The sequence below is a fragment of the Brevibacillus formosus genome, assembly GCF_003013405.1.
In the GTDB taxonomy this organism is placed as follows: domain Bacteria; phylum Bacillota; class Bacilli; order Brevibacillales; family Brevibacillaceae; genus Brevibacillus; species Brevibacillus formosus.
In genome coordinates this window covers 283,107-309,988 of record NZ_PXZL01000004.1, presented here as the reverse complement: position 1 = coordinate 309,988, position 26,882 = coordinate 283,107, and the positions used below count along the sequence as shown (strand labels likewise).

The following is a 26,882-nucleotide window of genomic DNA, read 5'->3' as shown; positions in this document are numbered from 1 at the left end:
AGGATGCAAGTCTATGGATTACATGAAGCTGGCAGTGGAAAAAACGATGGAAGGCATGAACAACAAGCTCGGCGGGCCTTTTGGAGCGGCTGTCGTGAAAGGGGACGAAATCATCGCCGTATGCAGCAATCGCATGATAGCAGATATGGACCCGTCCCAGCACGCAGAGATGGTAGCCATTCGCGAAGCGTGCAAGACGCTGGGCACGATGAATCTGACAGGCTGCGAAATTTACGCGACATGCGAGCCTTGCCCGATGTGCGTGGGCGCTATCATTTGGTCTGGCATCAAGGTTGTTCATTACTGCTCAACTGCGGAGGATGCGCATGAGAACGGTTTTTCGGATAAGCATCTTCGCGACTATTTTTCCGGTAAGGATCAGAGCGTTTTGAACATGATCAAGGTCGAGAAGCGTGAGGACTGCGATCAGTTGTTTACCCACTTTCATCAACTGAACAGAGAGTAGTGGGTAACTGAATAGCAGAATAGAAACACGGATGTAAGGGCCTTATAAGGGCCCTTTTTCTCTTTGTTATACTTTCCGCATATGGTAAGGTGACTATTTTTTCCAAACACCGTCTTATTGTGTGAGCTTCAACGTCAAGAAAAGATGGGGGATACACGTATGACCTCGACCTCTCAAAGGCGTTATCCTGTACTGGCAAGTAGCGCACTCCTAATAGCCACACTGCTCCTGTCACCAGCCTCGGGCACAGTCATGGCAAATCAGACAGGGAACCAACAAGCAGCAGCTCGCCTTCCGGAAAATCAGTTAAGCGAAAAGGCAAAACGAACGGAGCAAAAGCTGCAAATGCTCTTCCCAGCGCTCGATGACACATCAAGATATGTTACCTTAGTCACGAAAGACCAGCCTGTGTACGAGATCCTTTATGAAAAAAATAATGAATTTTTTGCCATAGCCAATATCCATGCAGAAACAGGGAAACTGCTTACGTATCATTGGGATGACAAGGATCTTGAAAATCCTGATGACAAGCTGGCCTATAATAGCGCCGATACCTTCATGGAGGGGTGGATCGGTGAAATGCGTAGCCTGTACAAGGTAACGCGGGTTCCTGCAGGGGATGTCATCTATAGCCGCTATGTAAATGGCATCGAGGTAGTTGGCGATGAGTTTCGGTTGTCAGTAAACAGTGCGGGACAGGTAACTTACGTTTCGGCAGGAGAAAACACGCTGACAAACATTAATCCAGCTGATTTCCTCCCCCCAGCCCAAGCGATGAAGAAAGATCAGCTCAGTCGCTTTATCCCACCTCAACTGCAACTCATGTACATCCTTGATGAAAATAAAACCGATCTCGTCTACAACACTGTAGGCTCCCATTATTTGGACGCAGTAACAGGAGCTGAGTTGATCCCTAATCGGCAATACATAACCTGGAGGTGGAAACCAATCTCCCTCACACCTGGTGGAAAGGTAGTAAAGGTGAAGAATGAGCAGGAGGCAACCCGGATTTATGAAAGCGAGTTTGGTATCAGCTTGAAGGGAAGTACCTTCAACGGCGTCAGAGACGAGAAGGAAAGAGTCTATGTTTCCCCTGATGAAAATGAGGTTTTGTTTACGAAGGATGGCGTTGTGATCGGTTTTATAAGCAATTCGAACGCCGAACCCCAAAAAGGGAAGCCAACATTGTCGGAAAAGCAGGCTCTTGAGAAAGCTGTTCAGTTCCTGCAACCATATCTCAAACAAGAAGAAAAGGAGTTCTACTACATGGTGAATCCTGATACACAGAATCCACATGAGTATGTAGTAGAGTTTGTGCCATCTGTTGAGGGACTTCCGCTGATATACGGCCGAAGCATTGATATTGGTGTGAATGGAGTCACGGGGAAAATCACCGACTACTATCAAAAGCTCCACCAAAATCCCGCCAAGCTCCCGGATAAGAGGAAGGCTGTCTCCATAGATGCAGCAGCCAAGGCCTTGTCAGAGAAACCCACTGAACTGCTATACATCTACCCATTTATTAATGGAAAGAGATTGGCCAAACCGGTTCTTGCCTATTGCATAGATGGTAACAATATCAATGCCCTGACAGGTAAGGTCGAAGAGTAGGACTCAAGGATGTTGTCATGCAGAAACTGGTATGTTAAAATCGTGCTGACAATTAACGATAGGAGATGAAGAGGATAATGTAATCATTCTTGCCACTTTTTTAAAGAATAAAGCAGAATTTGTCTTATTCTTTATTGGCAAGATCGTTACCTTATTCTTTTCACTCAGAAAATATATCCTTTTTATACCCTGCAATGGGTTGGATGTGTCGTATTTTTTGAGCTACAGGAAAGGTAACTTTCTTGTAGCTCTTTTTTTATTCTGACAAGAGATAAGCCTAAACCATTTCTAGGAGGATGAAAGCGATGGAGATTGAGGTTGTAGATGATTATGTGAACCGGTTCCAATTGTGTGAAGCGGTTCACAAACAAATAAATCGGTTGCCGGAGATTTACCTATTTATCGACAGATGCACGTAGTAATCTGTCTGCAAACGTATGCGCTTTTTCTATATAGATGAATAACGTGTCATAGCGCCCATTGACGGTTGCTTTATATGGTTTCTCCGGCAGTAAGGAGAAGACATGAAACTAACCTCGAAATATGAAACGATTCGGCGAATATTGTCCGAATGCAAGCAGCCCGAGTATCGGTATGCCCAGATTATGGACGCCATTTTCAAGCAAAACATCGGCGAATACGAACGGATGACCATACTACCCAAATTTTTGCGCGACGAGTTGAACCGGATACTTGGTCCGAACGTTTGCAGTATCGCTCCGGTAAAGGAACTCACGTCGAAACAGGTTAGCAAGGTGCTGTTTGCGATTCCGGGCGACGAACAGGTGGAGGCTGTACGACTTACTTATGAGCGGGGGTGGAAATCGTATTGTATTTCCACACAGTGCGGCTGCGGATTCGGGTGCAAGTTTTGTGCTACCGGAACGATTGGTTTGAAACGAAATCTGACCGCCGACGAAATTACCGACCAATTGCTGTACTTTCGCTTGAACGGCCACTCTTTGGACAGCATCTCATTCATGGGCATGGGGGAGGCGCTCGCCAATCCGCATATTTTTGATGCCATGACGATATTGACCGACCCTTCTCTCTTTGCTTTAGGACATCGACGAATTACGATTTCCACGATCGGCCTGTTGCCGGGGATCGAAAAGCTGACGCAGGAGTTTCCCCAGGTCAATCTAACCTTCTCGTTGCATTCGCCTTTCGACGATCAGCGAAGCGAGCTGATGCCGATCAACGACCGATTCCCAGTCCGCGACGTACTGATGGCATTGGATCGTCACATCCGGGAAACAGGGAGAAAGGTGTATATTGCTTATATTCTTCTTCGTGGAGTAAACGACTCGACAGCGCATGCGGAAGCAGTTGCCGAGTTGCTAAGGGGAAGGGGATCTTGGGAACATCTCTACCACGTTAACCTGATTCCCTTCAATTCGACCGAAGTTACGCCGGACAGCTATCGGCAATCAGATCATTCTCGGATTAAAGCGTTTGTTCGGATCTTAAAGTCAAAGGGGATAAGCGTCACGGTCCGAACTCAATTCGGATCAGACATAAACGCGGCATGCGGGCAGTTATACCGTTCTGAATAATCGATGTCGTAAATTAAAATTTATTACGCCGGGCGCAAGCAGGTTTGCAACAGACCTCGATATACCCATTTCGTCAACAAACACTTTAGAATCTAAGTACAAAAGCGCCTCCATCCAGAAAGCCTTGGGGTTTACCTATGAAAAAGATCTATGAAAACACCTCTTTTTCATGAGGTGATTGGGCTATTTATGTGTCGATCTAGATGGAGGATAGTGGTATATTGGATCATAATGGAAGTGGTAAGTGATGGAGGGGGACATACCATGGAGAAACGCCGCGTATTGTTGCTCGGGGCTAGCGGCTACTTGGGAAGTCAAATCTATCAGGAGCTTTTGCGGGATAATGCCATTGATCTGATGGGTACATGCTTTTCTGCACAAGCTGTCCATCAATTGCTTCGGGTCGATGTGACTGACACCCCTTCTTTTTTAGCCATACTGCAAGAGTTTTCACCGAATGTTGTCATTTGGGCGTTGATGAGTGCAACAGATGAACGAGAGCTAATAGAAAAAGGCTTGGATGCTCTGCTTTCTCATTTGCCGGAAAAGAGCAAATTCATCTTCATCTCCACAGACGGTATTTTCGGAAGAGGAACGGGCTCTTATCGGGAACAAGATTATCCCGAGCCATTAGATGAGAGAAATCAGTTAGCTGCTTATTCGAATGCCAAAATACGAGGGGAAGCACGCATTCGTGAGCGGCATCCCAATCATGTTATCGTGCGAGTGGGCCCGATCTATGGTCGAAATGCGGTTGGGCAATGGGATAAACGCGTCGCTTCGATGTGTGCAGAGCTGGAAGCTGGCAGAGAAGTAAGCCGGTCAGGTAATTTGCACAAGACGTTTGTCCATGTGGAAGATGTGGGAAAGGCCATCCACGAATTGCTGCACGGCTCTTACCTTGGAACCCTTCATCTCGGTCCAGCAAAGAAAGAGAGTTATTATTCTTTTTACAAAGCGATGGCTCTGGCATTAGGGCTGAATGCTGATGGTGTAAAAGAAACCTTGTTAACAGAAGTGGAGGCACTGGAACGAGGGATTCCGTTGGATACTTCGTTGTGTACGAAAAAGGCGCATGAACTGCTACAGACCCGTTTTCGTCAGGCGGGATGGGAAAACGCAAATGAAAACGATAACGACAAAGGAGAGTAGAGAACAATGAAAACAATCGGATTAATTGGCGGCATGAGCTGGGAGTCCTCCTTGGTCTACTACCGTTTGATCAATGAAACCGTCAAGGAGCAGCTGGGCGGCTTGCATTCGGCAAAAAGTATCCTGTATTCTGTAGATTTTGCCGAGATCGAAGAAATGCAACGAGAAGGACGATGGGAAGAAGCCGGCGAGCGGATGGCGCTTGCGGCAAAAAGTCTGGAAGCGGCAGGAGCCGACCTGATCGTTCTTTGTACGAATACGATGCACAAGCTGGCCTATGCCATCGAGGAAGCGACCAGCCTGCCATTTCTGCATATCGCCGATGCGACAGCGCAAGCGATCGCGAACCATGGGCATAAACGAGTGGCACTGCTTGCGACGCGCTTTACGATGGAACAGGATTTCTATACAGGGCGTCTGCGTGATGTTCATGGATTAGAGGTACTGTTGCCGGATGAACAAGAGCGAACACTCGTCCATGACATCATTTACCACGAGCTGTGCGTCGGGATCATTCGCGAAGAATCCAAACGTACTTACCAGGCGATTATTGAGCGACTGGTCAAGGAAGGCGCTGAGGCAGTCATCCTCGGTTGCACGGAAATCGGTCTATTGATCACAGCCCAAGATTGCACGGTCCCGGTATTTGATACGACTGCGATTCATGCAAAAGCGGCTGTGGAGGCTGCTTTGCGGTAGATCAAAGCCCAAAAAATAAAAGACTGAGTTCATCTCATTTGCTACTAGAATGGATGACTCAGTCTATTTTTGTTTATGAAGCCAACAAATCACAACTAAAAACACATAAAAACAATCAATTTACGTTGCGTTCATATCGGCTTAATATTTTCCCAGTAAGATTGGTGTCGTAGGAACCAAGAAATGAACATTCCGCAAAGAGGAGAGGTTCTCATGAAGAAATGGCATTATCCTTTACTTGCTTCCGTTCTATCAATCGCGTTTTTAGCAGGATGTGGACAAGCACCAGGGTCACAACCAAACACACAAACTTCCACAAAGGAAAGTACAAACGCCTCCGGAGAGATTACAGTTTATACAGCGCTGGAGGATGACCAGATCAAAACGTATTTGGAATCCTTCAAAGCGAAATATCCAGATGTAAAGGTCAATATCGTCCGCGATTCTACAGGGATCATCACAGCAAAGCTGCTGGCGGAAAAAGACAATCCACAAGCAGACGTCGTATGGGGAACGGCAGCGACAAGCCTGCTTGTACTCGAACAGCAAGGCATGCTCGAAGGCTATTCGCCCAAAGGCATCGAGAAGGTATCCCCGGAGTTTAAGGATTCCAAGGAACCTGCAAGCTGGGTAGGAATCGATGCATGGGAGACTGCAATCGCGGTCAATACCAAGGAGCTGAAAAAACGCAATTTGCCCATCCCGCGCTCTTATGAAGATCTGATCAAGCCGGAGTACAAAGGGCTGATCGTGATGCCAAATCCGGCGTCGTCAGGAACTGGGCTTCTCACCATCAACGGAATCATGCAACTGAAAGGGGAGAAAGAAGGCTGGGCGTACCTCGACAAGCTGCATGAAAATATGGCGATCTACACGCATTCCGGCTCGAAGCCAGCGAAAATGGCCGCATCGGGCGAATATCCAATCGGCATTTCCTTTGGCTACCGTTCGATTACCGAGAAGAAAAAAGGCGCACCCGTTGAAGTCGTCTTCCCAACAGAAGGCTCGGGTTGGGATGTAGAGGCGAATGCTTTGATCAAAAAGAGCGAGATCAAGCCAGAATCCAAGCTGTTCTTGGACTGGGCCATCTCGGATGAGGTCATGAAAGCCTATAACCAGAACTTCGCCATCGTCAGTGTGAAGCAAGAAGGCGCGACACTCCCGGAAGGCTACGCAGTAGATCCGATCAAGCAATTGATCAAGCTCGACCTGAATCAAGCCGCACAAAATCGTGACAACGTCTTGGCAGAGTGGGAAAAACGATACGCGACCAAGAGTGAACCCAAGTAAGCAGCGAGGAGAACAGCATGACACAATCCTATCTATCCATTCAAGGGGTCAGTAAACGCTTTGGTTTGTTTGCCGCATTGGAGCACATTTCCATCGAAATTGACAAGAATGAATTTGTTTGTCTGCTCGGTCCCAGTGGCTGCGGTAAAACGACATTACTGAGAATGCTGGCTGGATTGGAACAGCCGACGACAGGCAAAATGATCCTGGGAGACAGGGAGATTACTTCTCTGCCTCCCGCTAAACGAAACATTGCGATGATGTTCCAGTCATACGCATTGTTCCCTAATTTGACGGCTGCCGAAAACATTGCCTTTGGCCTGCAAGAAAAGAAGCTGGGGAAAAAAGAGATCGCAGCCAAAGTAGAAGAGGCGCTAGACATGGTTGATTTGTCTCATGCCGCCGCCAAATATCCTAGCCAGCTCTCAGGCGGTCAACAGCAGCGAATTGCCTTGGCGCGAGCGATTGCACTATCGCCGGATGTCTTGCTTTTAGATGAACCATTATCCGCATTGGATGCAAAGGTAAGACAAAAGCTGCGCCGGGAGATTCGGCGTTTGCATGAGCAGTATGGCATGACTACAGTGATGGTCACCCATGACCAGGATGAGGCATTGACCATGGCAGACAAGATCGTTGTAATGGATCACGGCGAGGTCGTTCAGGTAGGAACACCCGAGGAGATCTATAACAAACCAGCTAATCCGTTTGTTGCTGACTTTATCGGAGCGATCAACTTTTTTGAGTACAGTCGCTTCGAGAATGCCCAATCTGATCCGAATCGCTTACTTGCGATCAGACCGGAGCATGTGCGGCTTTTGCAGCAAGAATCCGAATGCGCGATACCTGCGACTATTTCCGAAATCGAATTTCGCGGTGCTTTTTACCGAATCTTTCTGGAGTGGCAAGAGGAAGGTCAGATAAAAAATGAGCTTCTGACAATCGATTTGATAGCGGCCGAGGCACAAAGGCTTGGAATTGCCCGAGGAAAAAAGGTGTGGCTGGAGTTTCCGCTGGAGAACTTGCTGACATTTGAGCATGCGCCAACCATAGAGGAACAGGAGTGAGCAGCATGAAGGAAATGACATCGATCTTCGATGGAAAAGCCATACAAAAGTGGCTCATCGGCCTTGTCGTTCTTGGATTGTCAGCGAGTGTTCTGTTGCCGCTTGGCCAGCTGTTTTCCAAAGCATTCTATAACAAGAACGGTCAGTTCATCGGCCTGGACAATTTCGTTACGTATTTTTCCACCCCAGCACTGGCAGGGTCGCTGAATAACACCTTGTATATTTCCGCGATGACGACGCTGATTGCAGTCACGCTCGCTTTTCTGTTCGCGTATGCCTTGACGCGCAGCGGGATTCGCGGAAAACGAGTCTTTCGGGCGATCGCGCTGCTGCCGCTGTTTGCGCCCACGATGATGCACGGAATCGCCCTGACCTACCTTTTTGGGAATCAAGGGCTGGTGACGACAGGGATCTTCGGGTTGCTTCCGTTTCAATGGGACATCGATCTGTACGGCCCAGTGGGGATTATTTTGGCGGAGATCGTCTATGTTTTCCCGCAAGCGTATTTGATTCTCGCTGTTTCCCTTGCGTTTGCCGACTATCAATTGTACGAAGCGGCGGATACGCTCGGGGCGAATCATTGGCGCAAGTTTTTTGTAGTGACGATTCCCAGTGTGAAATACGGTATCGTCAGCGCCTGCTTTGTCTGTTTTACTCTCTCGTTTACTGACTTCGGAGCACCAAAGGTTGTCGGCGGACAGTTTTCCGTACTGGCGACAGACGTCTACAAGCAAGTCATCGGTCAGCAAAATATGACGATGGGAGCAACGGTTGGGCTGCTGTTGATCATTCCCGCTCTGGTGGCGTTTGTCGTGGACCGGATTGTTGAGCGAAAGCAGCACGCGGCTGTAACAGCGAAGTCCAAACCGTATCGAATCAAGGAAAATCGTTTGCGCGACTTGTTTTACTACATTCTTTGTGTGAGCGTCAGTGGATTTTTGCTGCTCCTCATGGCTGCGGTGGTACTGGCTTCTTTCATCAAAGTATGGCCGTACAATCTGACTCTCGGCTTGGATCATTACGACTTTTCCAACGTAGCCGGTGAAGGGATCGAGCCACTGTGGAACAGTATTCTCGTTGCCTTGCTGACGGCAGTGATCGGGACGGCTGTCACATTTATTACGGCCTACACCATTGAAAAGTCCCAAGTGTGGAAGGGGCTTCGCCAAGCGGGATACTTCCTGTCGATTCTACCGCTGGCATTGCCGGGGATGGTCATTGGACTAGCCTACATTTTCTTCTTCAATAATCCGTCGAATCCATTTCACGGCATGTACGGAACGATCTGGATTTTGATTTTGGCGAACGTCATTCATTTTTTCGCAGTCGGCTTTATTACAGCAACGAGTGCGCTGAAAAAGCTCGATCCCGAGTTCGAGCAAGCGGCAGAGTCCATGGGGGTCTCGCAGACAAAGCTATTGTGGCGCGTCACGATTCCCGTCTGTATGCCGGCGATTGTCGAGATGGCGGTGTACTTTTTCATCAACTCGATGGTGACGATCTCGGCGGTTGTTTTTCTGTACGCAGCGGATTTCAAGTTGGCATCTGTCTCTATCGTCAACATGGATGACGCAGGGGATGTGGCTCCGGCAGCAGCGATGTCGGTATTGATCGTCTTCCTCAACATCATCGCACGTGCTGGCGCAGAATGGATCGCATCCAAACTTCGCAAGCGGACAACAGGGTCCTACCAAGAGAAAGGTCAGGTGGCATAAAGCATGAAAGCAGTAGTATTTGATTGGGCAGGAACGATGGTAGATTACGGATGTTTCGCTCCTTTAGCTGTCTTTTTACAGGTGTTCAAAAAACGGGGGATCGAGCTGACAGCAGCAGAAGCTCGTGAACCGATGGGAATGCTTAAGCGCGATCATATCCAGGCCCTTTGCAAAATGGAGCGGGTAGCAGCGCTATGGCAAGAGCGTTACGGTCGACTTCCGAACGAAGCGGATGTGGACGAATTGTACGCCGACTTCGAACCAATGCTGATGGCGACGCTGCACGAGTACGCCACTCCTGTTCCAGGAGCAATTGAATTGGTAGGACGACTGCGTGAGCAAGGAATCAAAATCGGCTCGACCACAGGCTACACAAGGGAAATGATGAATGTTGTAGCAGCATCGGCTAAACAACAGGGCTACGAGCCGGACGCACTGGTCACCCCGAGTGAAGTGCCTGCTGGACGCCCATATCCATGGATGTGCTATCAAAATGCGATCCTGCTGGACGTATATCCAATGAACGAGATGGTCAAGGTCGGTGATACGACGAGCGATATGAGAGAAGGCAGAAACGCCGGGATGTGGACGGTTGGTGTTCTGAAGGGTGGAAGCGAGCTCGGTCTGTCCTTGGAGGAAGTGACGAGCATGTCACAGGAAGAGCTGGATAAAAGGCTGGCTATCGCAACGGAGCGACTGATGGCGGCGGGTGCGCACTACGTGATCGAGGAGATCGGATGCTTGGATGAGGTGCTGAAAAAGATCGAGATGCGTCATGCAGAAGGAGAGAGACCATGAATCAGACAAGACCAACCGATAATCCGTACTTGTTGCTCACACCCGGACCATTGACCACTTCCTCAACCGTCCGCGAGGCAATGCTGCGGGACTGGTGCACGTGGGATCGTGATTACAATGAACTGGTACAGGCAATCCGCCAAAAGCTCGTCCGATTGGCAACATCGCAGGTAGAGGATTATACGAGCGTTTTGATACAAGGCAGCGGGACCTTTTGTGTGGAAGCGGTGGTGAGCAGTGCGATTCCCGCAGACGGCAAGCTGCTCATCCTGACGAATGGCGCATACGGGGATCGGATCGTGGAAATGGCACAAGTTTATGGAATTGCAACGGAGGTCATTGATTTTGGCGAAGTGACAAAAGCCAATGCAGAGGTATTGGAGCAGAGACTAGCGGCGGATGCAACCATTACGCATGTGGCTGTTGTGCATTCAGAAACGACTACGGGCATGCTCAATCCCATCAAAGAAATCGGAGAAGTCGCCAAGAAATACGGAAAAGTCTATATCGTAGATGCAATGAGCAGCTTCGGTGGCATTCCAATGGATGCAGCAGAGCTCTCGATCGACTTCCTAATCTCCAGTGCGAACAAATGCATCCAAGGAGTGCCTGGCTTCGGCTTTGTCATCGCCAAAACGTCTGCGCTCATCAAATGCAAAGGGCTTGCCCGTACGTTGTCCCTCGATTTATACAGCCAGTGGAAGACGATGGAGGAGCAAAATGGAAAGTGGCGCTATACTTCTCCGACTCATGTCGTGCGAGCCTTTTATCAAGCACTGATAGAGCTTGAGGCAGAGGGCGGAGTGGAAAAACGTTACGAGCGTTACCAGCGCAATCAGCAGCTACTCGCTGAAGGCATGGAGCGTATCGGTTTTCGTATCCTGTTGCCAAAAGAATCGCAATCGCCCTTCATCACCTCCTTTTACTATCCCGAAAGCGAGGCATTCACCTTCGCACAGCTGTATGAGCGGCTAAAGCAAGCAGGCTTCGTCATCTATCCGGGCAAAATCTCGCAAGCGGACACATTCCGAATTGGCAATATCGGAGAGGTTTACCCAGAGGATATCGAGAGATTAATCGCTGCAATAGAAAACAATCGTTTCTGGCTGGAGTAAATAACAGGAGGCTATCGTGATGAAAGTGTTTTGCTTGGGTGGAGCGGGAAATATTTGTCGGGAAGCTGTGCTTGATCTCGTGATGCATTCGGATTTTGAGCAGATCACGATCGGTGATTTTAATGAAGAAGAAGGTCGCAAGGTAGTCGAGTGGCTGAACGATCCACGCGTAGATTTTATTCCGGTAAATGTACGCGATCATGCGGATACGGTCCAAAAAATGCGCGGTTATGACATCGTTATGGACGGAACCACGATCACACTGAACGGCCTGTCTACTGCTGCGATTGCGGAGGCTGGCTGCCATGGCATCAATTTGAACGGTTTTGGAGAAGAAAATGCATCAGATGCGATCTTCCGCGACCATGGGAAGACCTGTCTGCCAGGCTTTGGCATGACGCCTGGATTGACCCAAATGATGGCGATGCATGCAGCGAACCAGCTCGATGAAGTCGACGAAGTCCGCGTCAGCCACGGCTCCTTTCGCCCGATTGCCTTTTCCAAATCGATCACAGAGACGACGACCTATGAGTATGATCCAGACTTGCCAGGGCGTGTCGTCTATGAAAATGGCTCGTTCATTCAAGTTCCGCCATTTGCTCGCCCACGCGAAATAAAGCTTCCCGAGCCGTACGGAAAAACAATTCAGTACATCATTCCTCATGCAGAAACGAAGACGCTGGCACAGGCTTTGTCTCCAAAAGGGGTAAAGCTGATCGAGGTGCGGGGAACATGGCCGAAGCAAAACATGGAGCTGGTCAAAGCCCTCTATGATTATGGCTTTTTGCGGAACGATCCGATCACGGTAGGGGAAACAAAGGTGGGAATCCTTGATTGTATCTCCCAATACCTCTACAATTCTAGGGAGGGAAAAGAGACGGATTTATACGGGTATTCGCTTCATGTCGAGGTAACAGGTACCAAGGACGGCCGCAAAGTAGGACACATCCTGTACCATACACATCCGGCATCTGACGGCTCTGTTGCTGACTGGGCCGGGCTGCGCGCCTATACCCGCAACGTAGGAATCCCGCTGGCGATTGCGACTGAGCAGATCGCAAAAGGAAACGTAAAAGCTATTGGCGTCATAACACCAGAAGAGGCATTTGATCCGGCCGTGATTTTTCACGAGCTGGCAAAACGTCAGATTTACATCCATGGAGAGAAGATCGAATTGACGTAAAGTACGATATAGGGGGACATTCGGCGTGTCTTTGTTCGGGGAAGAGCGTAAGCAAATCATTTTGCAGTTGATCAATTCCAATGGCAAGGTGCGGACCAATGAGCTGGTCGAAAAGCTGCAAGTCTCGTCTGAGTCGATCCGCAGGTACTTGGAGGAGCTGGAAGCGGAGAAAAAGCTGAAGCGCGTTTATGGCGGCGCAGTAAAGCTGACAGTGGAGCGCTCCGAGCCCTCTCATATTACCCGTGAAGTCTTGCGAGCGGAAGAAAAGAAACGGATTGGACGGTTGGCAGCAGACTTGGTGCAAGACAGCGATACCATTGTCATCGATGAAGGGACAACGCCTTTGAAAATGATCAGCTTTCTCGTGACGAAAAAAGATTTGACGATCCTCACTAGCTCGATCACGGCGCTGAATCGATTAATCGAGTACCAAAACAATGGAATGCTTGCGGCAGACATCTACTTCCTAGGTGGAAAGGTGAGCGCCAAGCATCATCGGGTAAGCGGGACCTATGCAGAGAAAATGATGAAACAATTTTATGTGGACAAGGCGTTTATCGCGGCTGACGGCATCTTGCTCCATAAAGGCTTGACTTGCTATGAGCCGGATCGAACGGAACTCGCCCGTTGTTTTATCGAAAATGCCAATGAAAGCATTGTGCTAGCGGACCACTCCAAGATCGGGGTCAGCACATTGTGCAAGATAACAGACTTGGGAGAGGTCGATATCATCATAAGCGATACGCCAGCACCAGCAGAATGGAATAAAGGACTCCAAGCAAAAAATGTAGCATGGATGGTAGCAGAGGAGTAGGAGTAAGAGTAAGCAGGCCAGCGATTCCCCACGACAGGGAAGCTGGCCTGTTTGCTTCAGGAAGAATGGCTCAGCAATAGTGGCAGCATATGCAGCAATCTTTCTCTGGTAAGGGCAGCGCCGCAATTCCATTTTTGCGCTTCTACAAAATAGACATAGCCGTTTTGAACGGCAGGCAGACTGTGCCACCTCTCACTTTGCAGTAGTGCGGCAGTAGCTTGACGCGATTCGGGGTCTTCAGACAGCAGCATAAAGATCCGATCACCTGCGTACAGGTGGATGTCCTCCTCTTGAATTTCGATAAAACCGTAGCCTGCTTGCAGTACTTCTTGCATTTTATCCACAGGAGAAAAACCATTTGGATGGTAGAGGGCAGATGAAAGTCCTGAAGTGCCCATTACGAACAGACGACCTCCATGCTCATGGATAAAGACGGAGGCAGTCTCACCCGGCACAAGCTCGGAGCGGAGCTGATTCCACATAGTCGTAGCATTCGTGTTGTATTTCCTGAGCCATTCCCGCGCCTCGTTCTTTTTCCCCAGCCAATCTCCGAGTGTATGCAATCGTTCCTCCAGCGAAGCAAATGAATTAAATGTGAGCGTTGGGGCAATCCGGCTCATCTGCTTGTAATTATCTTCTTCTGCGTTCGCGAAAATGATCAGATCTGGCTTCATTGTCGTCAAATGATCATAGTCAACGGGAAAGGCGATATCCTGCACGTGTCTTACTCTGTCTCGATAGATTGTTCGTTCCATCCAGGTAAAATTTCCGCCGATGATATTTTCCACATGGAGCGCGAGCAAATCATTAAACGTCTCGCCAATATAAATAATGCGTTGTGGCTGAAGGGGGATCTCTACCTCATGCCCTGTCCAGTCCTGCACGAGCTCCATGCGTTGAGTCAGCCTGGAATATTCCCTCGGCGTGTAACCGGTCGTCTTTCGAAAGCGACGGTTGAAATAATACTCGTCTGAGAAGCCGACCTGCGAGGCGATGTCCCGCAATGAATCGTTCGAGCTTTTCAGGAGCTTTTTCGCATGATGAATACGCAGCGCTGTCAAATACTCCAAAGGCTTTTTACCCGTCAGCTGGCGAAAGAGCAGTGTGTACTGCCACGCGGGCACATTGGCCAGTTGTGCCAACTGCTTGACCGTCATGTTCTCTTGATAATTTTGCTGGATATAACGAATGCTGTTCTCGACCTCTTTGCTATTGCTAGGGATAAGGTCAGGAGATAAATTTTGCTCCAGCAAAAATCCGAGCAACTGCTGGAACCGCAATTGCTGCCAAAAGCTGTGCATTTCGGAGGAAGGGGAACTGCCCAAGAGCACCGCGTCACATAAGCGAAAGAGCTGGGCAGGGGGGTGAGCGGACAGCTCGATACGGCCATCAAGCAGTGCATATGGGTACGGGGAGGGCTTATTATCTGTATCGAACTGGATGACGGTAAACGAGATTTGGAAGCAATCAATCGCGCTGTCGTACAGGGATTCGATAGTAAAAGGAGTAGACGGTGAAAGCAAAAAACACTTTCCTGCCAAAAGTGAAATCTTTTGATTGTGAACATGGAGGCTGCCATAACCTTTTGTGAAGAAGAGCAGGGTATGGAAGGGAGTGGCTGAAGGACTAGCCGTCCGCTCTGCCTTACACAACTGAAAATGAAGGGAACCGAGCGGGGGATGAGGTGGTATAAAGTAAAGCATCGGTTTTGCCCTCCTTTTTGTGAGAATAATTATCAATTATTCTATCATTCGAATACAAAAGAAAGAAGCTTTTCAATCATTGTTGAAAAGCTTCTCGTGTTCGATTCAGACGGAGATGATAGATTATTTGGCTAGCATTTCAGGAATCTTTTGCAGGAGCCACTCTCTTGTTGTCGCATCACTGCTAGATTTTTCGATGTCGATAAAGTAGACATATCCATTTTTCACAGCAGGAAGGTCTTTCCAGACGCGTGATTTTAGCAGCTCCTGCGTTGATTTCTCGGCTTCCTCGCTCGCTGTATTCAAAATAAAGATACGATCTCCCGCTATTTCGGGCAAACGTTCCACGGAGATGAGCTCAAATCCTTTTTGTGCATCGAGTATTTCCTGAATGGGCGCAGTGGGATTGAATCCGTTTGTATCATAGAGGACTTGGGAAAGCCCTGTTCTTGCCATGACAAACAGCCGATCACCCGGATAATAGGTAAAGACAGAGGCGGTTTCTCCTTCTTTCATGATGCCAGACTCCTTCAGCTTCTTCCACATCTCCTCCGATTTGCGTTTGTAATCGGCAAGCCATTTCGTAGCTGTCTCTTGTTTCCCAAGAATATCACCGAGCTGGGTCATTCGCTCTTCCAACGGCGCGAATGTATCAAAAATAACGGTAGGGGCGATTTTGGCTAGCTGTTCATATTCTTTTTCTTCCGTATTTGCATGGATAATCAGGTCAGGCTGTAATTCCAGGACCTTTTCGAGATTAACGGGAAAACCGACATTTTCGACATCGTGCAGTTGGTCTTCAAAGATTTGGTTGGTGTAGCCGAAGCCCCCAATCGGTTTTACGCCCAATGCGAGCATATCGCCAAATGTCTCACCGGAATAGATGATTCGTGAAGGGGAGACCGGGATGTTGCCTGCATGTCCGAGATAATCCGTATAGGGACGCGTCTGGCTTTTCTGACTTGCCTCACTGCTCGTTGCGGTCGTTGCTTGCGAAGCAGATGAACTGCATCCGATGAGCAAGCTGCCAGCCAGTACGAAGATCCCTAGCGTTCCGCTAATGTTGCGCATGTGTTTCATTTTCACTTTCCTCCAGTTAGTCGTTCGAATCTGCTTGCTGTCAATGATAATCATTATCATATGTAGCTTGTCAGCACAATGGACAAACGTCAGATACCCACCATTGATTTTGTACAAAGGGAAGGATTTCACACGGACAGTTGTGGAGTTTAGACAAAAAATAATAGAGAAAATGCATTGCCAAAATAGAGAGGAAACTAATATGATCAGGATGCAAAAAGTGAGAATGAGAATCAATTGGGTAATCATCAACAGATGCGAGAGAGGGTAGAAAGATGGTCAGAACGGTTCGGGATGCAGGATTGGCATGGATGGCATTATTATTGATCATGATGCTCGTGTTAACTGCGTGTGCAGAAAAAGCAGCGGAGCCAACATCCACTGAGCAGAAAGCATCGACAGAGAACACCGCTGCGAAAACCAAAGTGGTGAAAGACGCCTATGGGGATGTAGAGATTCCGGTAAAGCCAGAGCGAGTAGCGGCGATTTATCAGGAGGACTTTTTGACAGCACTGGGTGTGACCCCGGTTGTCCAGTGGTATCACCCGGCCTGGGGCAAACAGGATTACCTCGGGCTGGACGTGCCGCTTTTTGATATTACAGGAAGTATTGAAGCGTTACTTGCAGCCAATCCGGATATCATCATTGTGGATGGCTACGCAGATCCGAAGAAATACGAGGAATTCAGCAAGGTAGCCCCTACGTACAAGCTGCCCGATGAACTCCGTAACGACACGATTGGAAGACTCAAGAAAATCGCCGAGGTGTTAGGCGTTCCAGAAAAAGCAGACGAAGCGATCCAAAAGTACAATGAGAAAATTGCGGATACCAAGGCAAAGCTGGAAAAGGCGATTGGCAATGAAACAGTGGCTGTCATTCGTTTGAACGTGGGAAATAAGCCGAATTTGGCCCTCTTCGGAGATGGCAATGTTTACACTGGCATGCTGTATAAGGAGCTGGGCCTTACACCGTATTCTGCTGCCAAAAATCAGGAAACCCACGTGGTATTATCAGAAGAAGCCATCCCGGCTATCGATGCAGACCATATCATTGTGTTCCAGTCAAATGGCACGTGGACCTCCGAAGAAAACAAGGATGCACTAAAGATTTTGGAGAGCCCCATCTGGAAATCCGTTCCTGCGGTAAAAAAAGGTCATGTCTACCCAATGGAGCGAACGCATTGGCAATCTGGTGCCATTCTGGCCAATATGAAGAAGGCAGACGATTTGGTCAAAGCGATTGTAAAGTAAATCGAGTTTAGTAGAGAAAGCGCGTCATATCGGTTGATGCGCTTTCTTTTTTTATTTGTGGAGCTTGTCGTCGAGATGTTAACTCATTATAATAGAAATGATAATCATTCTCACGATAAGGGTGAGGGAGATGAATAACGAAGCATCCGGGGCCAAGCTATCTCCACCATCATTCTTTGCCATGACGGCCATCCAAAAAGTCAATGTGGAAAGCTGGCAGGACTATCAGGAGCCGGAAGACTACACGATGATTGTAGCAACAGATGGAGAAGGGCTCATAGAAATCGAATCATGCACATATCGGTTTACTCGGGAGCGGTGCTGGATTGCAGCACCGCGTCAGAACGTTCGGATCAGCTGCACGAGTCACGTTCTCGACTACTATTCTCTGACATTTCGTGTCGTCCACACGGGAGCTCCGATGGAGGAACAAGCTTCCGTGGATTTTTTCTGTATCGGGGAGTTGACCTGCACGCCTTTTTCACGTGTCGTTGAATTGATTACGGAGATTTACAAGCATCGCGATGCCACGGAGGCGCTGCAACTATTTTTTAATCACGTGCGGTTTGAGGAATTGCTATGCGTTTTGGCCCTGCAAAATGTACCAGGCAAAACAAGTTTGGACCCGAGGCGGGCTGTTGAACGTTCGATTACGTATGTAGAGGAACACTATCAAGAGCCGCTGACTGTAGATCAGCTAGCACAGGAAGCGAATGTTCCGCGTTGGCGATATACGCAGCTCTTCAAGGAAAGGACGGGAGAAATACTGCTCGATTACATAAATCAACTGCGGATCAATCGGGCGAAGCAACTCCTGCTTATGACAGGGGATCGGATCAAAGAGATTGCCCAAAACGTCGGATTCAACAGCGAGTATTATTGCAATCGTCGTCTTAAGCAGGCAGAAGGTAGCCTTCTTGCGCATCTCGGCTGATCAAATCCTCGTGGAAAAAAACTACACATCGCAGGTGCTGTTTCAAGATTTGGAAATAGAGCCGGCCCTGCTGGTAAAAAAAATTTGCCAAGCAAGTGAGAGAAGGGGTGTCGTGGGAAGAGCTGTCTACACTGGATGCCGATCATATCTTTTTTCGCCTTTGACAAATGGCATGGGGGAAAACCAGGTGCCGAACAGCTACAGCTCGACCATCCCGTGTGGCAAGCGCTTCCTGCTGTCCAGAGCAATCGGGCTTACCAGGTGGATTTCATGACCTGGATGAATCACGGTGTGATCGCCAACGGGAAAAAGGTCGACGATGTCCTACAAGTATTAGCGTAAATGTGCAAAGACAACTTCGCGATTGTCCATTGACACTGTTTTCATCCATCGCCTAAAATCCTTATATGATAATAAGAATCACTATCACTAACAACTCAGCTCCAAACTAACGAAAAAAGGTGGCACGTATGAGTCAACACGCACATTCCCTGAAAGAGGGGAATAACGGAAAGCCGGTTGCGTTTCGCTCTCGCCCTTGGGCAGCGACACTCATTTTGACCGGTGGAGTTTTCGCATTAATACTAGGAATGTTTTTGTCTGTGTCATTTGGAGCAGCCGACATCCACTTCGCAGTCGTATGGGAAGCTATTTTTCAATTTAATCCAGATATTACCCAACATCAAATTATTCAGGAGATTCGTTTGCCGCGTCTACTCGGCGGTGCAATGGTCGGGGCCAGCCTCGCTGTTGCAGGTGCCATTATGCAAGGGATGACACGCAATCCGTTGGCAGATTCTGGACTGCTTGGTTTGAATGCAGGTGCCGGATTTGTTTTGGCTCTTTGCTTCGCTTTTTTCCCGGGTCTGCCGTTCATGTACCTGATTCTCTACAGCTTTTTGGGTGCTGGAGTTGGGGCAGGTATGGTCTACGGGATTGGTTCCTTGGCAAAAGGCGGCTTGACTCCGGTGCGCCTCGTTTTGGCGGGTGCCGCATTGACCGCACTATTGTCTGCGTTAAGCGAAGGGATTGCGCTTTACTTTAAAATTGGACAAGATTTGGCCTTCTGGTATGCAGGCGGTGTGGCCGGAACCAAATGGTTTCAGCTCGAAGTCATGTTTCCGTGGATTGTCGCAGCTCTTATTGGGGCGATGATGCTGTCGCGCTCCATCACGATGCTCAGTCTTGGAGAAGATGTTGCAAAAGGATTGGGGCAGCGCACGGCGTTAGTTAAACTGGCAGGGATGATCATCGTCCTGATTTTGGCTGGATCAGCAGTCGCGGTTGTTGGGGCTGTAGGCTTTGTTGGATTGATCGTTCCGCATTTGACCCGCTTTTTGGTTGGAGTCGATTACCGATGGATCATTCCTTGCTCAGCCATTTTGGGCAGCTTGCTCGTCGTTTTCGCCGATTTGGCCGCAAGAATGGTAAATCCGCCGTATGAGACGCCGTTAGGGGCACTTATTGCGCTAATTGGTGTACCGTTCTTCCTTTACCTGGCGCGTAAAGAAAGAAGGGAGATGTAATGATGCAGCAAATGCTTTCCCATTACCAAACCCGCAAAAGAAATAGAGCCTTTGCGGTTATGACGATACTCGCTATCCTCATTTTCGTGGCGTTTATCATCAGCATGAACACAGGCTACATACGGTTGTCACCAAGCGATCTGCTGATGACGCTAATCGGTTCTGGAACAGACAAGCAAAGCCTGATCTTGTTTGAATTCCGCTTGCCGCGGATTGTGATTTCCCTCCTGATTGGGGCAGGACTTGCCGTATCCGGGTGTATTATTCAAGGAATTTCCCGCAATGCGTTGGCTGAACCTGGTATTTTAGGGATCAACGCTGGTGCTGGCTTGATGGTGATGCTGTTCATTTCGTTTTATCCATCAACGTCTGCGGCACCTGTTTTTTTGCTGCCAGTGTTGGCGTTGCTTGGAGCCAGTGTGACAGCAGCGCTGATCTTCGCATTGTCTTATAAAAGGCACAAGGGATTGTCTCCGACCCGTATCGTATTGACGGGGATTGCTGTGGCGGCTGGGATGAGTGCTGCGATGATTGTCTTGACGCTGAAGCTGAGCCCGGACAAGTACCAGTTTGTGGCGACTTGGCTCGCCGGTAGTATTTGGGGGACCAACTGGAAGTTCGTTCTTTCACTCTTGCCTTGGATCGCCATTTTAATCCCTTATGTTTTTTACAAAGCACGTGTTATGAATGTGCTCAATTTGGGGGAAGAATTGGCGAAAGGCTTGGGTGCACCCGTTGCCAAAGAGCAATTGAAGCTGCTGGCTGCCGCTGTCGGGCTTGCCGCTTCCTGCGTGGCAGTGAGTGGAGGCATCGGTTTTGTCGGGTTGATCGGTCCGCATTTGGCCCGCAGATTAGTAGGGCCAAAGCATGAGATGCTTTTGCCTACATCAGCGCTGACTGGCGCGCTATTGGTCATCGTGGCTGATACCATCGGTCGCTGGATCATGCAGCCGTCAGAGATTCCGACTGGTATCGTTGTAGCCGTAATCGGTGCTCCGTATTTCTTGTACTTGCTGGCACGTTCAAAAGCATAGCTTCGCAAATGGTGGATATGGCGAGCGTTTTCCCGTCTAGGTACGAGGGAGACGCTCGTTTTTTTATAGGGCGAAGTGGGGATCAGGCAATTTGGGAATTGAAAAGAGGGAAATGTTGGAGGACAATGGGGAGAAGAAGCAACCGCCTTGTGTTTGCTATAATAACAGCATGAGCATGTATCGGGACGAGAAGGAGTAAAGGCATATGATCGATCGATTAGACCACCTGGTTTTGACGGTAAAAGACATCGAGGCAACCTGTCACTTTTACGAAAAAGTCCTGGGTATGAAGGTTGTTACCTTTGGCGACGGCAGGAGGGCCCTGCACTTCGGCCAGCAAAAAATCAATTTGCATCAAATCGGACAAGAATGGGAGCCAAAAGCGATGCATCCAGTCGCAGGCTCCGCTGATCTGTGTCTTATCACATTGCTTCCACTGGAGCAAGTCATCAAGCATATTCATGCATGCGGCGTCCATTTGGTGGAAGGACCTGTTCAAAAAACAGGGGCCATCGGGCCAATTCGTTCGGTATATTTTCGTGATCCGGATCAAAATTTAATCGAGGTCTCTCAGTACTTGCCACAGGAAACAGGGGAGGATTCCCTTGCTCCTGCCATCAGGGAGATTTCCAAGAGACTCCAAGAACATGAACGAGGGACGAGCGGCACATACAGTGTCTTGCTACCACTTGTCAAAATGGCTGACAATCAGCTAGGCATTTTATTTGAAAAAAGAGCCAGTACGATGAGGCGACAGGCTAATGAGGTATGTTTTCCGGGAGGGCGAGCTGAGAAGAGCGACGAATCCCGTTGGGCGACGGCTGCTCGGGAAACAAGTGAGGAGCTGGGGATTCCACTTGACCGCATTCATTATGTAGGCGAGCTCGATCAGGTGATTGGGCCTGGCTCCTCTATCATTTCGCCTTTTATTGGATACGTGGAAGGAATTCCAGATATGAAGCCGAATCCAGACGAGGTTGGTGAGGTCTTTATCCTTCCACTCGATCGTCTGTTGGCAACACAGCCAGCGAAGTATCTTTCCACTGTCATGACCGAGCCCGAAGAGGATTTTCCTTATCATCTGATCCCAGGTGGCAAGCGATATCCGTGGCGAACAGGGACAGTGGAGCATTTGTTTTACGAGGTGGATGGACGTGTCATCTGGGGGTTAACTGCCCGTGTGTTGGCTCAGTTTCTTGAATGGATTCACAGCGACGACTAATTAACGAGTAAACAATAAAAGCGGTTGTTCAAAAAGTTGAGGAGTGGAAAACCATGTGGATAAACAATCCGATCACTTCGCGTTTACATTTGAAATGGCCGATTATTCAGGCGCCAATGGCAGGGGGAGCGACCACACCTGCTCTGGTAGCCGCTGTCTCAGAAGCAGGGGGACTCGGAACTCTTGGTGCCGCATATATGTCTCCTGAGCAGATTCGTGAGGCGATCAAGTCCATTCGGGCGTTAACGGACAAACCGTTTGGCGTGAATCTGTTTATTCCCGAAGATTTCGATGCCGACCAGCCGATCGCAGAAGGTGTTGCCCGGGCAATGAATGATGTGCGAGATCAATTGGGCATCCCGCACAATCCGCAGGTGACGCAATTTACAGAGCCGTTTGCTGAGCAGATGGCTGTCGTTTTGGAGGAACAGCCCGCTGTTTTCAGCTTTACCTTTGGTGTTCTGGATCATCGCTTGATGGCAGAGCTGAAGCAGCGAGGAATCACTGTCATCGGAACGGCGACAACCGTTCGCGAAGCGATTGCATTGGAAGCGAGCGGAGTCGATATGATTTCCGCCCAAGGCAGCGAAGCAGGCGGGCACCGCGGTTCCTTTTTACCGGACTCACCAAGCAATATGATTGGAACGATGGCGCTCGTCCCGCAAATCGTGGATCGGGTCAAGATTCCCGTAATCGCGGCTGGAGGGATCATGGATGGGCGGGGGATCGCAGCAGCACTCGCGCTCGGGGCACACGCGGCACAGCTCGGAACGGCCTTTCTGACATGCAAGGAGAGCGGAGCACATGCCCTGCACAAGAAAGCTATTCTGGAGACGAGCGAAGAGTCCATCGTGATGACACGTGCGTTCTCTGGAAAATGGGCAAGGGGCATTCAAAATGAGTTTATGATCACACTCGCCCCACTTGATCACGAGCTCCCGACCTATCCGGTGCAAAATGCCCTGACCAAAGACATTCGAGCCGCAGCGGGCAAGCAGCAGCAAATTGCGTACATGTCGATGTGGGCGGGGCAGGCAGCTCCACTCAGCCAAGAAATCAGCGCGAGTGAGCTCGTTGAAAAGCTGGCAGCGGAGACGACGAGAATTTGCAGCAGTCTCGGGTATCCCCAGTAGAATAAGCGCGCAACGAAGCCACGCTACAAACGGAGGAAATCAAATTGAACCAGGAATATGCTCTCAAGGGGAACCTTGTCGCAGATGGACAGGAATTGCATAATGGTCTCGTAGTCGTGGGAAATGGAACGATCACCTATGCTGGCAAGGCTGATGAGTATGGAAAAGCTTTGCCAGATCATGTAGTGACAGTAGAGGATGGCTGGATATGCCCTGGATTCGTCGATATGCACATGCATGGGATTGACGGATACGACACGATGGACGGGACGCCGGAATCAATTCAGGCCATCTCGACTGCACTTGCGCGGCATGGGGTGACATCTTTTTTGGCGACGACGATGACGGCTCCTTATGCTCAATTGGAGCAGGTGCTGGTAAACATCGCGCAGTACAGCAGGGAGGGGCTTCCGGGGGCACAAGCGATCGGCATCCATCTGGAAGGACCGTGGATCAATCCTCGTTATAAGGGAGCGCAAAAAGAAGAAAACATCGCGATACCCAAGCTCGATGCAGTGCAAAAGCTATACGGACTGTCAGAAGGGCTGATCAAGGTCGTGACGATCGCCCCAGAACAACCGGAAGCACTTGAAGCGATTGCATGGTTAAAAGAACGCGATGTTATCGTGTCTGCTGGACATACAGGAGCTACGTTCGCCCAAGCGACGGAAGCGGTAGATGCGGGCGTACGCCATTTTACACATTGTTTCAATGCTATGACAGGGCTACATCATCGGGAGCCGGGCGTAGTGGGCGCCGCGATGTATCACGAGCAGTTGAGCACAGAGCTGATCGCAGATGGCATCCATGTGCATCCAGCAGTCATGAAGATTTTGTATCGGGTCAAAACGGCAGAACGACTGGCGCTCGTCAGCGATTCCATGCGGGCAGCCGCGATGGGCGAAGGGACATACGACCTTGGGGGTCAAGAGGTTCACGTCCACGACAATCAGGCAAAGCTCGCAGATGGAACCCTTGCCGGAAGCATCCTGACGCTGAATCGGGCAGTCGGCAATATGGTAACGCTGAGCGGTGTCTCTTTGTCAGATGCAGTAGAAATGGCTTCCCTGACACCAGCTAGCATCCTTGGCTTTGGCGAGCGAAAAGGACGTCTGGCACCAGGGTATGATGCAGATATTACGGTATTAAATACACAATTTGACGTGACGATGACTTTTGTAGCAGGTAAAGAAGTTTATCACCAGTCAAAATAGTTTCTTAATAGAAAAAAGCAGTCCAAGGTCGCTCTTGGATTGCTTTTTTTCGCATGAAAAAATAAAGATGTACTCTAGGAGTGTGGTCGGGGAGAAGCCCTGCCACATGTTTTCCATTCGCCTGTATCCTCACTTCGTTCGGGCGGTCTCCTTCCAAACATGTGACAGGACTTTCGTACAGCTTTTATCTTTTTATTGGTTTACACCGTTTTCGAAGGCCTTCTCAGGGAGAGCTTTCATAACGCCTTCCTTCTAGAGTGAATTTTCAAAATGTAGGGAATGGAAGCTACGTAGGAAGAAGTGCATTTCCAGTCCAAGCGCCTCTGGAGCCCGCCCCGAAGCGGACTGTGATACCCCTTGTAGGGCGGAGGCCGAAGCGTAGACTGGAAATGCACTTCTTCCCCCACCCAACCCCCTTTTCACAACTGCTGCTGCAACGCATCCGGTTGAAACCATATTTTATGAAAGTCCAACCACCCCGACGAATTGATCGACACGCCTCGTAGAGACTTGTGGAACGACGTAAGAGTCTTTTTCTGAACCAGATACAAGACAGCATAGTTTTCCTTGATCATGGCTTCGATCCTGGCGAGATGGCGTTCCCGAGCGAGCCGGTCTGGCTCCTGAAACGTCAAGCGAATCTCCTTGTTGATGGCCAAAGCCAATGATTCATCAAATGCGGGGAGAAAGTAATTTCTTTGCAAGTACATCTCCAGCTCGCTAATTTGATCGCTGCTAAACACATTGCCGTACAGCTGGCAATCATGTTCGGGCAAACAATCGGGATTCGAAAATTCCCATGGTTCTCTCACATCGACTTCCAGATTAATGCCATAATCGCCGCATCGTTGTTGAATCCATAGCGCATCTTCTTCATGGTAGGCTGTGGTGACGAGACGCAATGTTTCTCCCTGATAGTTGCTTTCCTGTAGCAGGGACATAATTTCAGCAAGGCAGGGCTGCTCGTTCTCTCTCGCTCTTACCTCCCTTAAAACAGGGTGATACGTGCGGAAGCCTTTTGCCGGGTAGATGCGATCACCGCCCAAATCGGCAATCATTTGATCCCGATCAATCAGCTGATCAAGCGCCTGACGAAACTTGAAATGATTATGCGGACCGCTCTTCCACTGGTTAAAAACAAGCAAATTACAGCAGGAAAAAAAAGCCTCCGTATCGCACCAGTCCTGGCCATCCTGAATGACTGCTTCCTTCAATGCTAGTGCTTTCGACTGGACACCGTGCGACACCATTACAGACGCCCAATTTGGTTCTTTTAGGCGACCCATGTCCAACTCAGGGAAAATCAAAATTTCCACACGATCCAACTGCGGTCTCCCCAGAAAATGAGCAGGAAATGCCTCCAGAATACAGATCCCCTCGTTAAGGCGCACCAGTTGAAAGGGTCCTGTTCCGATTGGCTTTTCTCCAAAGCCTTTTTCATCCTGTCGAACAATTTCTTCTGGAACAATGCTTGCAGGTATCGTCGCCAACAACCTCAGAAGCAAGTAATTCGGCTCTTTTAGCAGGATGCGCACGGTTCTGTCATCAATGGCGATGAGTTGATCTATGTCACGACACATCCAGCTTGCTTCATACGTGTCTGGATGCAAGCGAAGCCGGTTCAGGGAAAAAACGACGTCATGAGCAGTCAGCTCCCGTCCATGATGGAACAGCACGTTCTTTTTCAAATAAAATGTCCACGCTGTAGCATCTGGACTGCTTTCCCATGAGTGGGCGATGGAAGGTAAAATGGAACGACTATTCAGATCATAATGGACGAGTGTATTGAAAATTTGTCCCGCGAGATGTGCATCGAAGTGGTAGTAAACCAGACCAGGGTCCAGCGTCACAATCCTGCGGTACACGGGAAAGCGCAGGACATCTTGCGAACGGTTCGATACCGAGTGGCGCAAGAAGCCCATTCCCTCGGAGAGCCAATCCATGATCTGGTCTTTGACGGCTGTTTTGCCGTAGCGATTCATGAGCTCCATTGCTTCTTTGACGTCGCCCTTGTCTATTTGCAGCTTGACCTCGGCAAGAAGGATCTCATCGGAATCAGCATGAAGCGTCATGACCGAGACATTCCCTCGCCCGCGTCCCGCCTTCCATTCGACCCAACTCAGCTCGACTAGCTTACGGACAATCAACTTGGCATAGCGAGGCGTACAATGCCAAATCCCGGCCAGCTTTTCGATGGTAACAGGGAACGGTTGCCCGATTTCTTCTTGATGAAAAAACGAACGAAGCTCTAAAAAATGCAGAACGGTAACCATGCTGGCCCCCATTTCTCAATTAAAATGCATGCTCAAAAAGGTGATCG

General features: G+C 49.2%; 23 protein-coding genes. 20 read left to right on the top strand and 3 right to left on the bottom strand.

The features are described from left to right. The first annotated feature begins 13 nt into the window (after positions 1-13). The 12 genes from C7R91_RS05995 to C7R91_RS05940 all read left to right on the top strand — a co-directional run bounded on the left by C7R91_RS05995 (position 14) and on the right by C7R91_RS05940 (position 13,466). Entirely contained in the window at positions 14-466 is a 453-nt protein-coding gene (locus C7R91_RS05995) for a nucleoside deaminase (protein WP_047071410.1), read from the top strand. A gap of 159 nt (positions 467-625) precedes the next feature. Further along, positions 626-2,077 carry a YcdB/YcdC domain-containing protein gene (locus C7R91_RS05990; protein WP_047071411.1) on the top strand — a complete coding sequence of 484 codons (1,452 nt, stop codon included), beginning with the start codon at positions 626-628 and terminating at the stop codon, positions 2,075-2,077. A gap of 524 nt (positions 2,078-2,601) precedes the next feature. Then, positions 2,602-3,633 (top strand): Cfr family 23S rRNA (adenine(2503)-C(8))-methyltransferase, encoded by a 1,032-nt coding sequence (locus C7R91_RS05985; protein ID WP_047071413.1) that lies wholly within the window; start codon positions 2,602-2,604, stop codon positions 3,631-3,633. Positions 3,634-3,897: 264 nt separating this feature from the next. Beyond that, on the top strand, positions 3,898-4,785 hold the full coding sequence (locus C7R91_RS05980) for a sugar nucleotide-binding protein (RefSeq protein ID WP_047071415.1): 888 nt from the start codon (positions 3,898-3,900) through the stop codon (positions 4,783-4,785). Positions 4,786-4,791: 6 nt separating this feature from the next. Beyond that, a complete protein-coding gene (locus C7R91_RS05975) occupies positions 4,792-5,484 on the top strand; it encodes an aspartate/glutamate racemase family protein (protein WP_047071416.1) in 693 nt (230 codons plus the stop codon). A gap of 213 nt (positions 5,485-5,697) precedes the next feature. Next, on the top strand, positions 5,698-6,774 hold the full coding sequence (locus C7R91_RS05970; RefSeq protein ID WP_047071418.1) for a putative 2-aminoethylphosphonate ABC transporter substrate-binding protein: 1,077 nt from the start codon (positions 5,698-5,700) through the stop codon (positions 6,772-6,774). A 17-nt stretch (positions 6,775-6,791) separates the two neighbouring features. Continuing rightward, positions 6,792-7,841, top strand: coding sequence for a putative 2-aminoethylphosphonate ABC transporter ATP-binding protein (locus tag C7R91_RS05965; protein WP_047071420.1), 1,050 nt, complete (start codon positions 6,792-6,794; stop codon positions 7,839-7,841). A 5-nt stretch (positions 7,842-7,846) separates the two neighbouring features. Then, positions 7,847-9,556: a putative 2-aminoethylphosphonate ABC transporter permease subunit gene (locus tag C7R91_RS05960; RefSeq protein ID WP_047071422.1), complete on the top strand. Its 1,710-nt coding sequence runs from the start codon at positions 7,847-7,849 to the stop codon at positions 9,554-9,556. A gap of 3 nt (positions 9,557-9,559) precedes the next feature. Continuing rightward, positions 9,560-10,354 (top strand): phosphonoacetaldehyde hydrolase, encoded by a 795-nt coding sequence (gene phnX / locus C7R91_RS05955; RefSeq protein WP_047071424.1) that lies wholly within the window; start codon positions 9,560-9,562, stop codon positions 10,352-10,354. Beyond that, on the top strand, positions 10,351-11,469 hold the full coding sequence (gene phnW / locus C7R91_RS05950) for a 2-aminoethylphosphonate--pyruvate transaminase (protein WP_047071426.1): 1,119 nt from the start codon (positions 10,351-10,353) through the stop codon (positions 11,467-11,469). The genes phnX and phnW overlap by 4 nt, the downstream gene beginning before the upstream one ends. 19 nt (positions 11,470-11,488) lie before the next feature. Next, positions 11,489-12,652 (top strand): saccharopine dehydrogenase family protein, encoded by a 1,164-nt coding sequence (locus tag C7R91_RS05945; RefSeq protein WP_047071429.1) that lies wholly within the window; start codon positions 11,489-11,491, stop codon positions 12,650-12,652. A gap of 25 nt (positions 12,653-12,677) precedes the next feature. Continuing rightward, positions 12,678-13,466 carry a DeoR/GlpR family DNA-binding transcription regulator gene (locus tag C7R91_RS05940; protein WP_047071431.1) on the top strand — a complete coding sequence of 263 codons (789 nt, stop codon included), beginning with the start codon at positions 12,678-12,680 and terminating at the stop codon, positions 13,464-13,466. A gap of 56 nt (positions 13,467-13,522) precedes the next feature. Here the strand turns inward: C7R91_RS05940 and C7R91_RS05935 are convergent, their stop codons facing one another. Together C7R91_RS05935 and C7R91_RS05930 are read right to left on the bottom strand one after the other, a co-directional pair. After that, on the bottom strand, positions 13,523-15,169 hold the full coding sequence (locus C7R91_RS05935) for an AraC family transcriptional regulator (protein ID WP_047071433.1): 1,647 nt from the start codon (positions 15,167-15,169) through the stop codon (positions 13,523-13,525). A 123-nt stretch (positions 15,170-15,292) separates the two neighbouring features. Next, positions 15,293-16,249 (bottom strand): ABC transporter substrate-binding protein, encoded by a 957-nt coding sequence (locus C7R91_RS05930; RefSeq protein ID WP_047071435.1) that lies wholly within the window; start codon positions 16,247-16,249, stop codon positions 15,293-15,295. Between the two features lie 275 nt (positions 16,250-16,524). On the opposite strand from C7R91_RS05930, the gene C7R91_RS05925 reads away from it, so the two are divergent. From C7R91_RS05925 to nagA, 8 genes are all read left to right on the top strand, one after another. Then, the gene (locus C7R91_RS05925; RefSeq protein ID WP_047071437.1) at positions 16,525-17,499 is read left to right on the top strand and encodes an ABC transporter substrate-binding protein; all 975 of its coding nucleotides are present in this window, start codon (positions 16,525-16,527) and stop codon (positions 17,497-17,499) included. A 130-nt stretch (positions 17,500-17,629) separates the two neighbouring features. Then, the gene (locus C7R91_RS05920; protein WP_236697913.1) at positions 17,630-18,433 is read left to right on the top strand and encodes a helix-turn-helix transcriptional regulator; all 804 of its coding nucleotides are present in this window, start codon (positions 17,630-17,632) and stop codon (positions 18,431-18,433) included. 135 nt (positions 18,434-18,568) lie between these two features. Beyond that, positions 18,569-18,775, top strand: a complete 207-nt coding sequence (locus C7R91_RS29655) for a hypothetical protein (RefSeq protein ID WP_236697914.1) — start codon at positions 18,569-18,571, stop codon at positions 18,773-18,775. Positions 18,776-18,903: 128 nt separating this feature from the next. Next, positions 18,904-19,959: a FecCD family ABC transporter permease gene (locus C7R91_RS05915; RefSeq protein ID WP_047071438.1), complete on the top strand. Its 1,056-nt coding sequence runs from the start codon at positions 18,904-18,906 to the stop codon at positions 19,957-19,959. Between the two features lie 2 nt (positions 19,960-19,961). Continuing rightward, on the top strand, positions 19,962-20,993 hold the full coding sequence (locus tag C7R91_RS05910) for a FecCD family ABC transporter permease (protein WP_047071439.1): 1,032 nt from the start codon (positions 19,962-19,964) through the stop codon (positions 20,991-20,993). A 205-nt stretch (positions 20,994-21,198) separates the two neighbouring features. Continuing rightward, positions 21,199-22,215, top strand: coding sequence for a VOC family protein (locus C7R91_RS05905; protein ID WP_052773418.1), 1,017 nt, complete (start codon positions 21,199-21,201; stop codon positions 22,213-22,215). A gap of 53 nt (positions 22,216-22,268) precedes the next feature. Next, a complete protein-coding gene (locus C7R91_RS05900) occupies positions 22,269-23,348 on the top strand; it encodes an NAD(P)H-dependent flavin oxidoreductase (protein ID WP_047071441.1) in 1,080 nt (359 codons plus the stop codon). A gap of 44 nt (positions 23,349-23,392) precedes the next feature. Then, complete coding sequence (nagA, locus tag C7R91_RS05895) at positions 23,393-24,562, top strand: N-acetylglucosamine-6-phosphate deacetylase (protein WP_047071443.1); 1,170 nt, start codon at positions 23,393-23,395, stop codon at positions 24,560-24,562. A 419-nt stretch (positions 24,563-24,981) separates the two neighbouring features. Here nagA and C7R91_RS05890 read toward each other — a convergent pair whose 3' ends face one another. Next, complete coding sequence (locus C7R91_RS05890) at positions 24,982-26,835, bottom strand: SgrR family transcriptional regulator (protein ID WP_047071445.1); 1,854 nt, start codon at positions 26,833-26,835, stop codon at positions 24,982-24,984. Positions 26,836-26,882: the final 47 nt, after the last annotated feature.

What these genes read in the sequence shown, in the direction of transcription:
- C7R91_RS05995 (WP_047071410.1), top strand. Translation starts at nt 14, where the DNA reads ATGGATTACATGAAGCTGGCAGTGGAAAAAACGATGGAAGGCATGAAC.
- C7R91_RS05990 (WP_047071411.1), top strand. Translation starts at nt 626, where the DNA reads ATGACCTCGACCTCTCAAAGGCGTTATCCTGTACTGGCAAGTAGCGCA.
- C7R91_RS05985 (WP_047071413.1), top strand. Translation starts at nt 2,602, where the DNA reads ATGAAACTAACCTCGAAATATGAAACGATTCGGCGAATATTGTCCGAA.
- C7R91_RS05980 (WP_047071415.1), top strand. Translation starts at nt 3,898, where the DNA reads ATGGAGAAACGCCGCGTATTGTTGCTCGGGGCTAGCGGCTACTTGGGA.
- C7R91_RS05975 (WP_047071416.1), top strand. Translation starts at nt 4,792, where the DNA reads ATGAAAACAATCGGATTAATTGGCGGCATGAGCTGGGAGTCCTCCTTG.
- C7R91_RS05970 (WP_047071418.1), top strand. Translation starts at nt 5,698, where the DNA reads ATGAAGAAATGGCATTATCCTTTACTTGCTTCCGTTCTATCAATCGCG.
- C7R91_RS05965 (WP_047071420.1), top strand. Translation starts at nt 6,792, where the DNA reads ATGACACAATCCTATCTATCCATTCAAGGGGTCAGTAAACGCTTTGGT.
- C7R91_RS05960 (WP_047071422.1), top strand. Translation starts at nt 7,847, where the DNA reads ATGAAGGAAATGACATCGATCTTCGATGGAAAAGCCATACAAAAGTGG.
- phnX (WP_047071424.1), top strand. Translation starts at nt 9,560, where the DNA reads ATGAAAGCAGTAGTATTTGATTGGGCAGGAACGATGGTAGATTACGGA.
- phnW (WP_047071426.1), top strand. Translation starts at nt 10,351, where the DNA reads ATGAATCAGACAAGACCAACCGATAATCCGTACTTGTTGCTCACACCC.
- C7R91_RS05945 (WP_047071429.1), top strand. Translation starts at nt 11,489, where the DNA reads ATGAAAGTGTTTTGCTTGGGTGGAGCGGGAAATATTTGTCGGGAAGCT.
- C7R91_RS05935 (WP_047071433.1), bottom strand. Translation starts at nt 15,169, where the DNA reads ATGCTTTACTTTATACCACCTCATCCCCCGCTCGGTTCCCTTCATTTT.
- C7R91_RS05930 (WP_047071435.1), bottom strand. Translation starts at nt 16,249, where the DNA reads ATGAAACACATGCGCAACATTAGCGGAACGCTAGGGATCTTCGTACTG.
- C7R91_RS05925 (WP_047071437.1), top strand. Translation starts at nt 16,525, where the DNA reads ATGGTCAGAACGGTTCGGGATGCAGGATTGGCATGGATGGCATTATTA.
- C7R91_RS05920 (WP_236697913.1), top strand. Translation starts at nt 17,630, where the DNA reads ATGAATAACGAAGCATCCGGGGCCAAGCTATCTCCACCATCATTCTTT.
- C7R91_RS29655 (WP_236697914.1), top strand. Translation starts at nt 18,569, where the DNA reads ATGCCGATCATATCTTTTTTCGCCTTTGACAAATGGCATGGGGGAAAA.
- C7R91_RS05915 (WP_047071438.1), top strand. Translation starts at nt 18,904, where the DNA reads ATGAGTCAACACGCACATTCCCTGAAAGAGGGGAATAACGGAAAGCCG.
- C7R91_RS05910 (WP_047071439.1), top strand. Translation starts at nt 19,962, where the DNA reads ATGCAGCAAATGCTTTCCCATTACCAAACCCGCAAAAGAAATAGAGCC.
- C7R91_RS05905 (WP_052773418.1), top strand. Translation starts at nt 21,199, where the DNA reads ATGATCGATCGATTAGACCACCTGGTTTTGACGGTAAAAGACATCGAG.
- C7R91_RS05900 (WP_047071441.1), top strand. Translation starts at nt 22,269, where the DNA reads ATGTGGATAAACAATCCGATCACTTCGCGTTTACATTTGAAATGGCCG.
- C7R91_RS05890 (WP_047071445.1), bottom strand. Translation starts at nt 26,835, where the DNA reads ATGGTTACCGTTCTGCATTTTTTAGAGCTTCGTTCGTTTTTTCATCAA.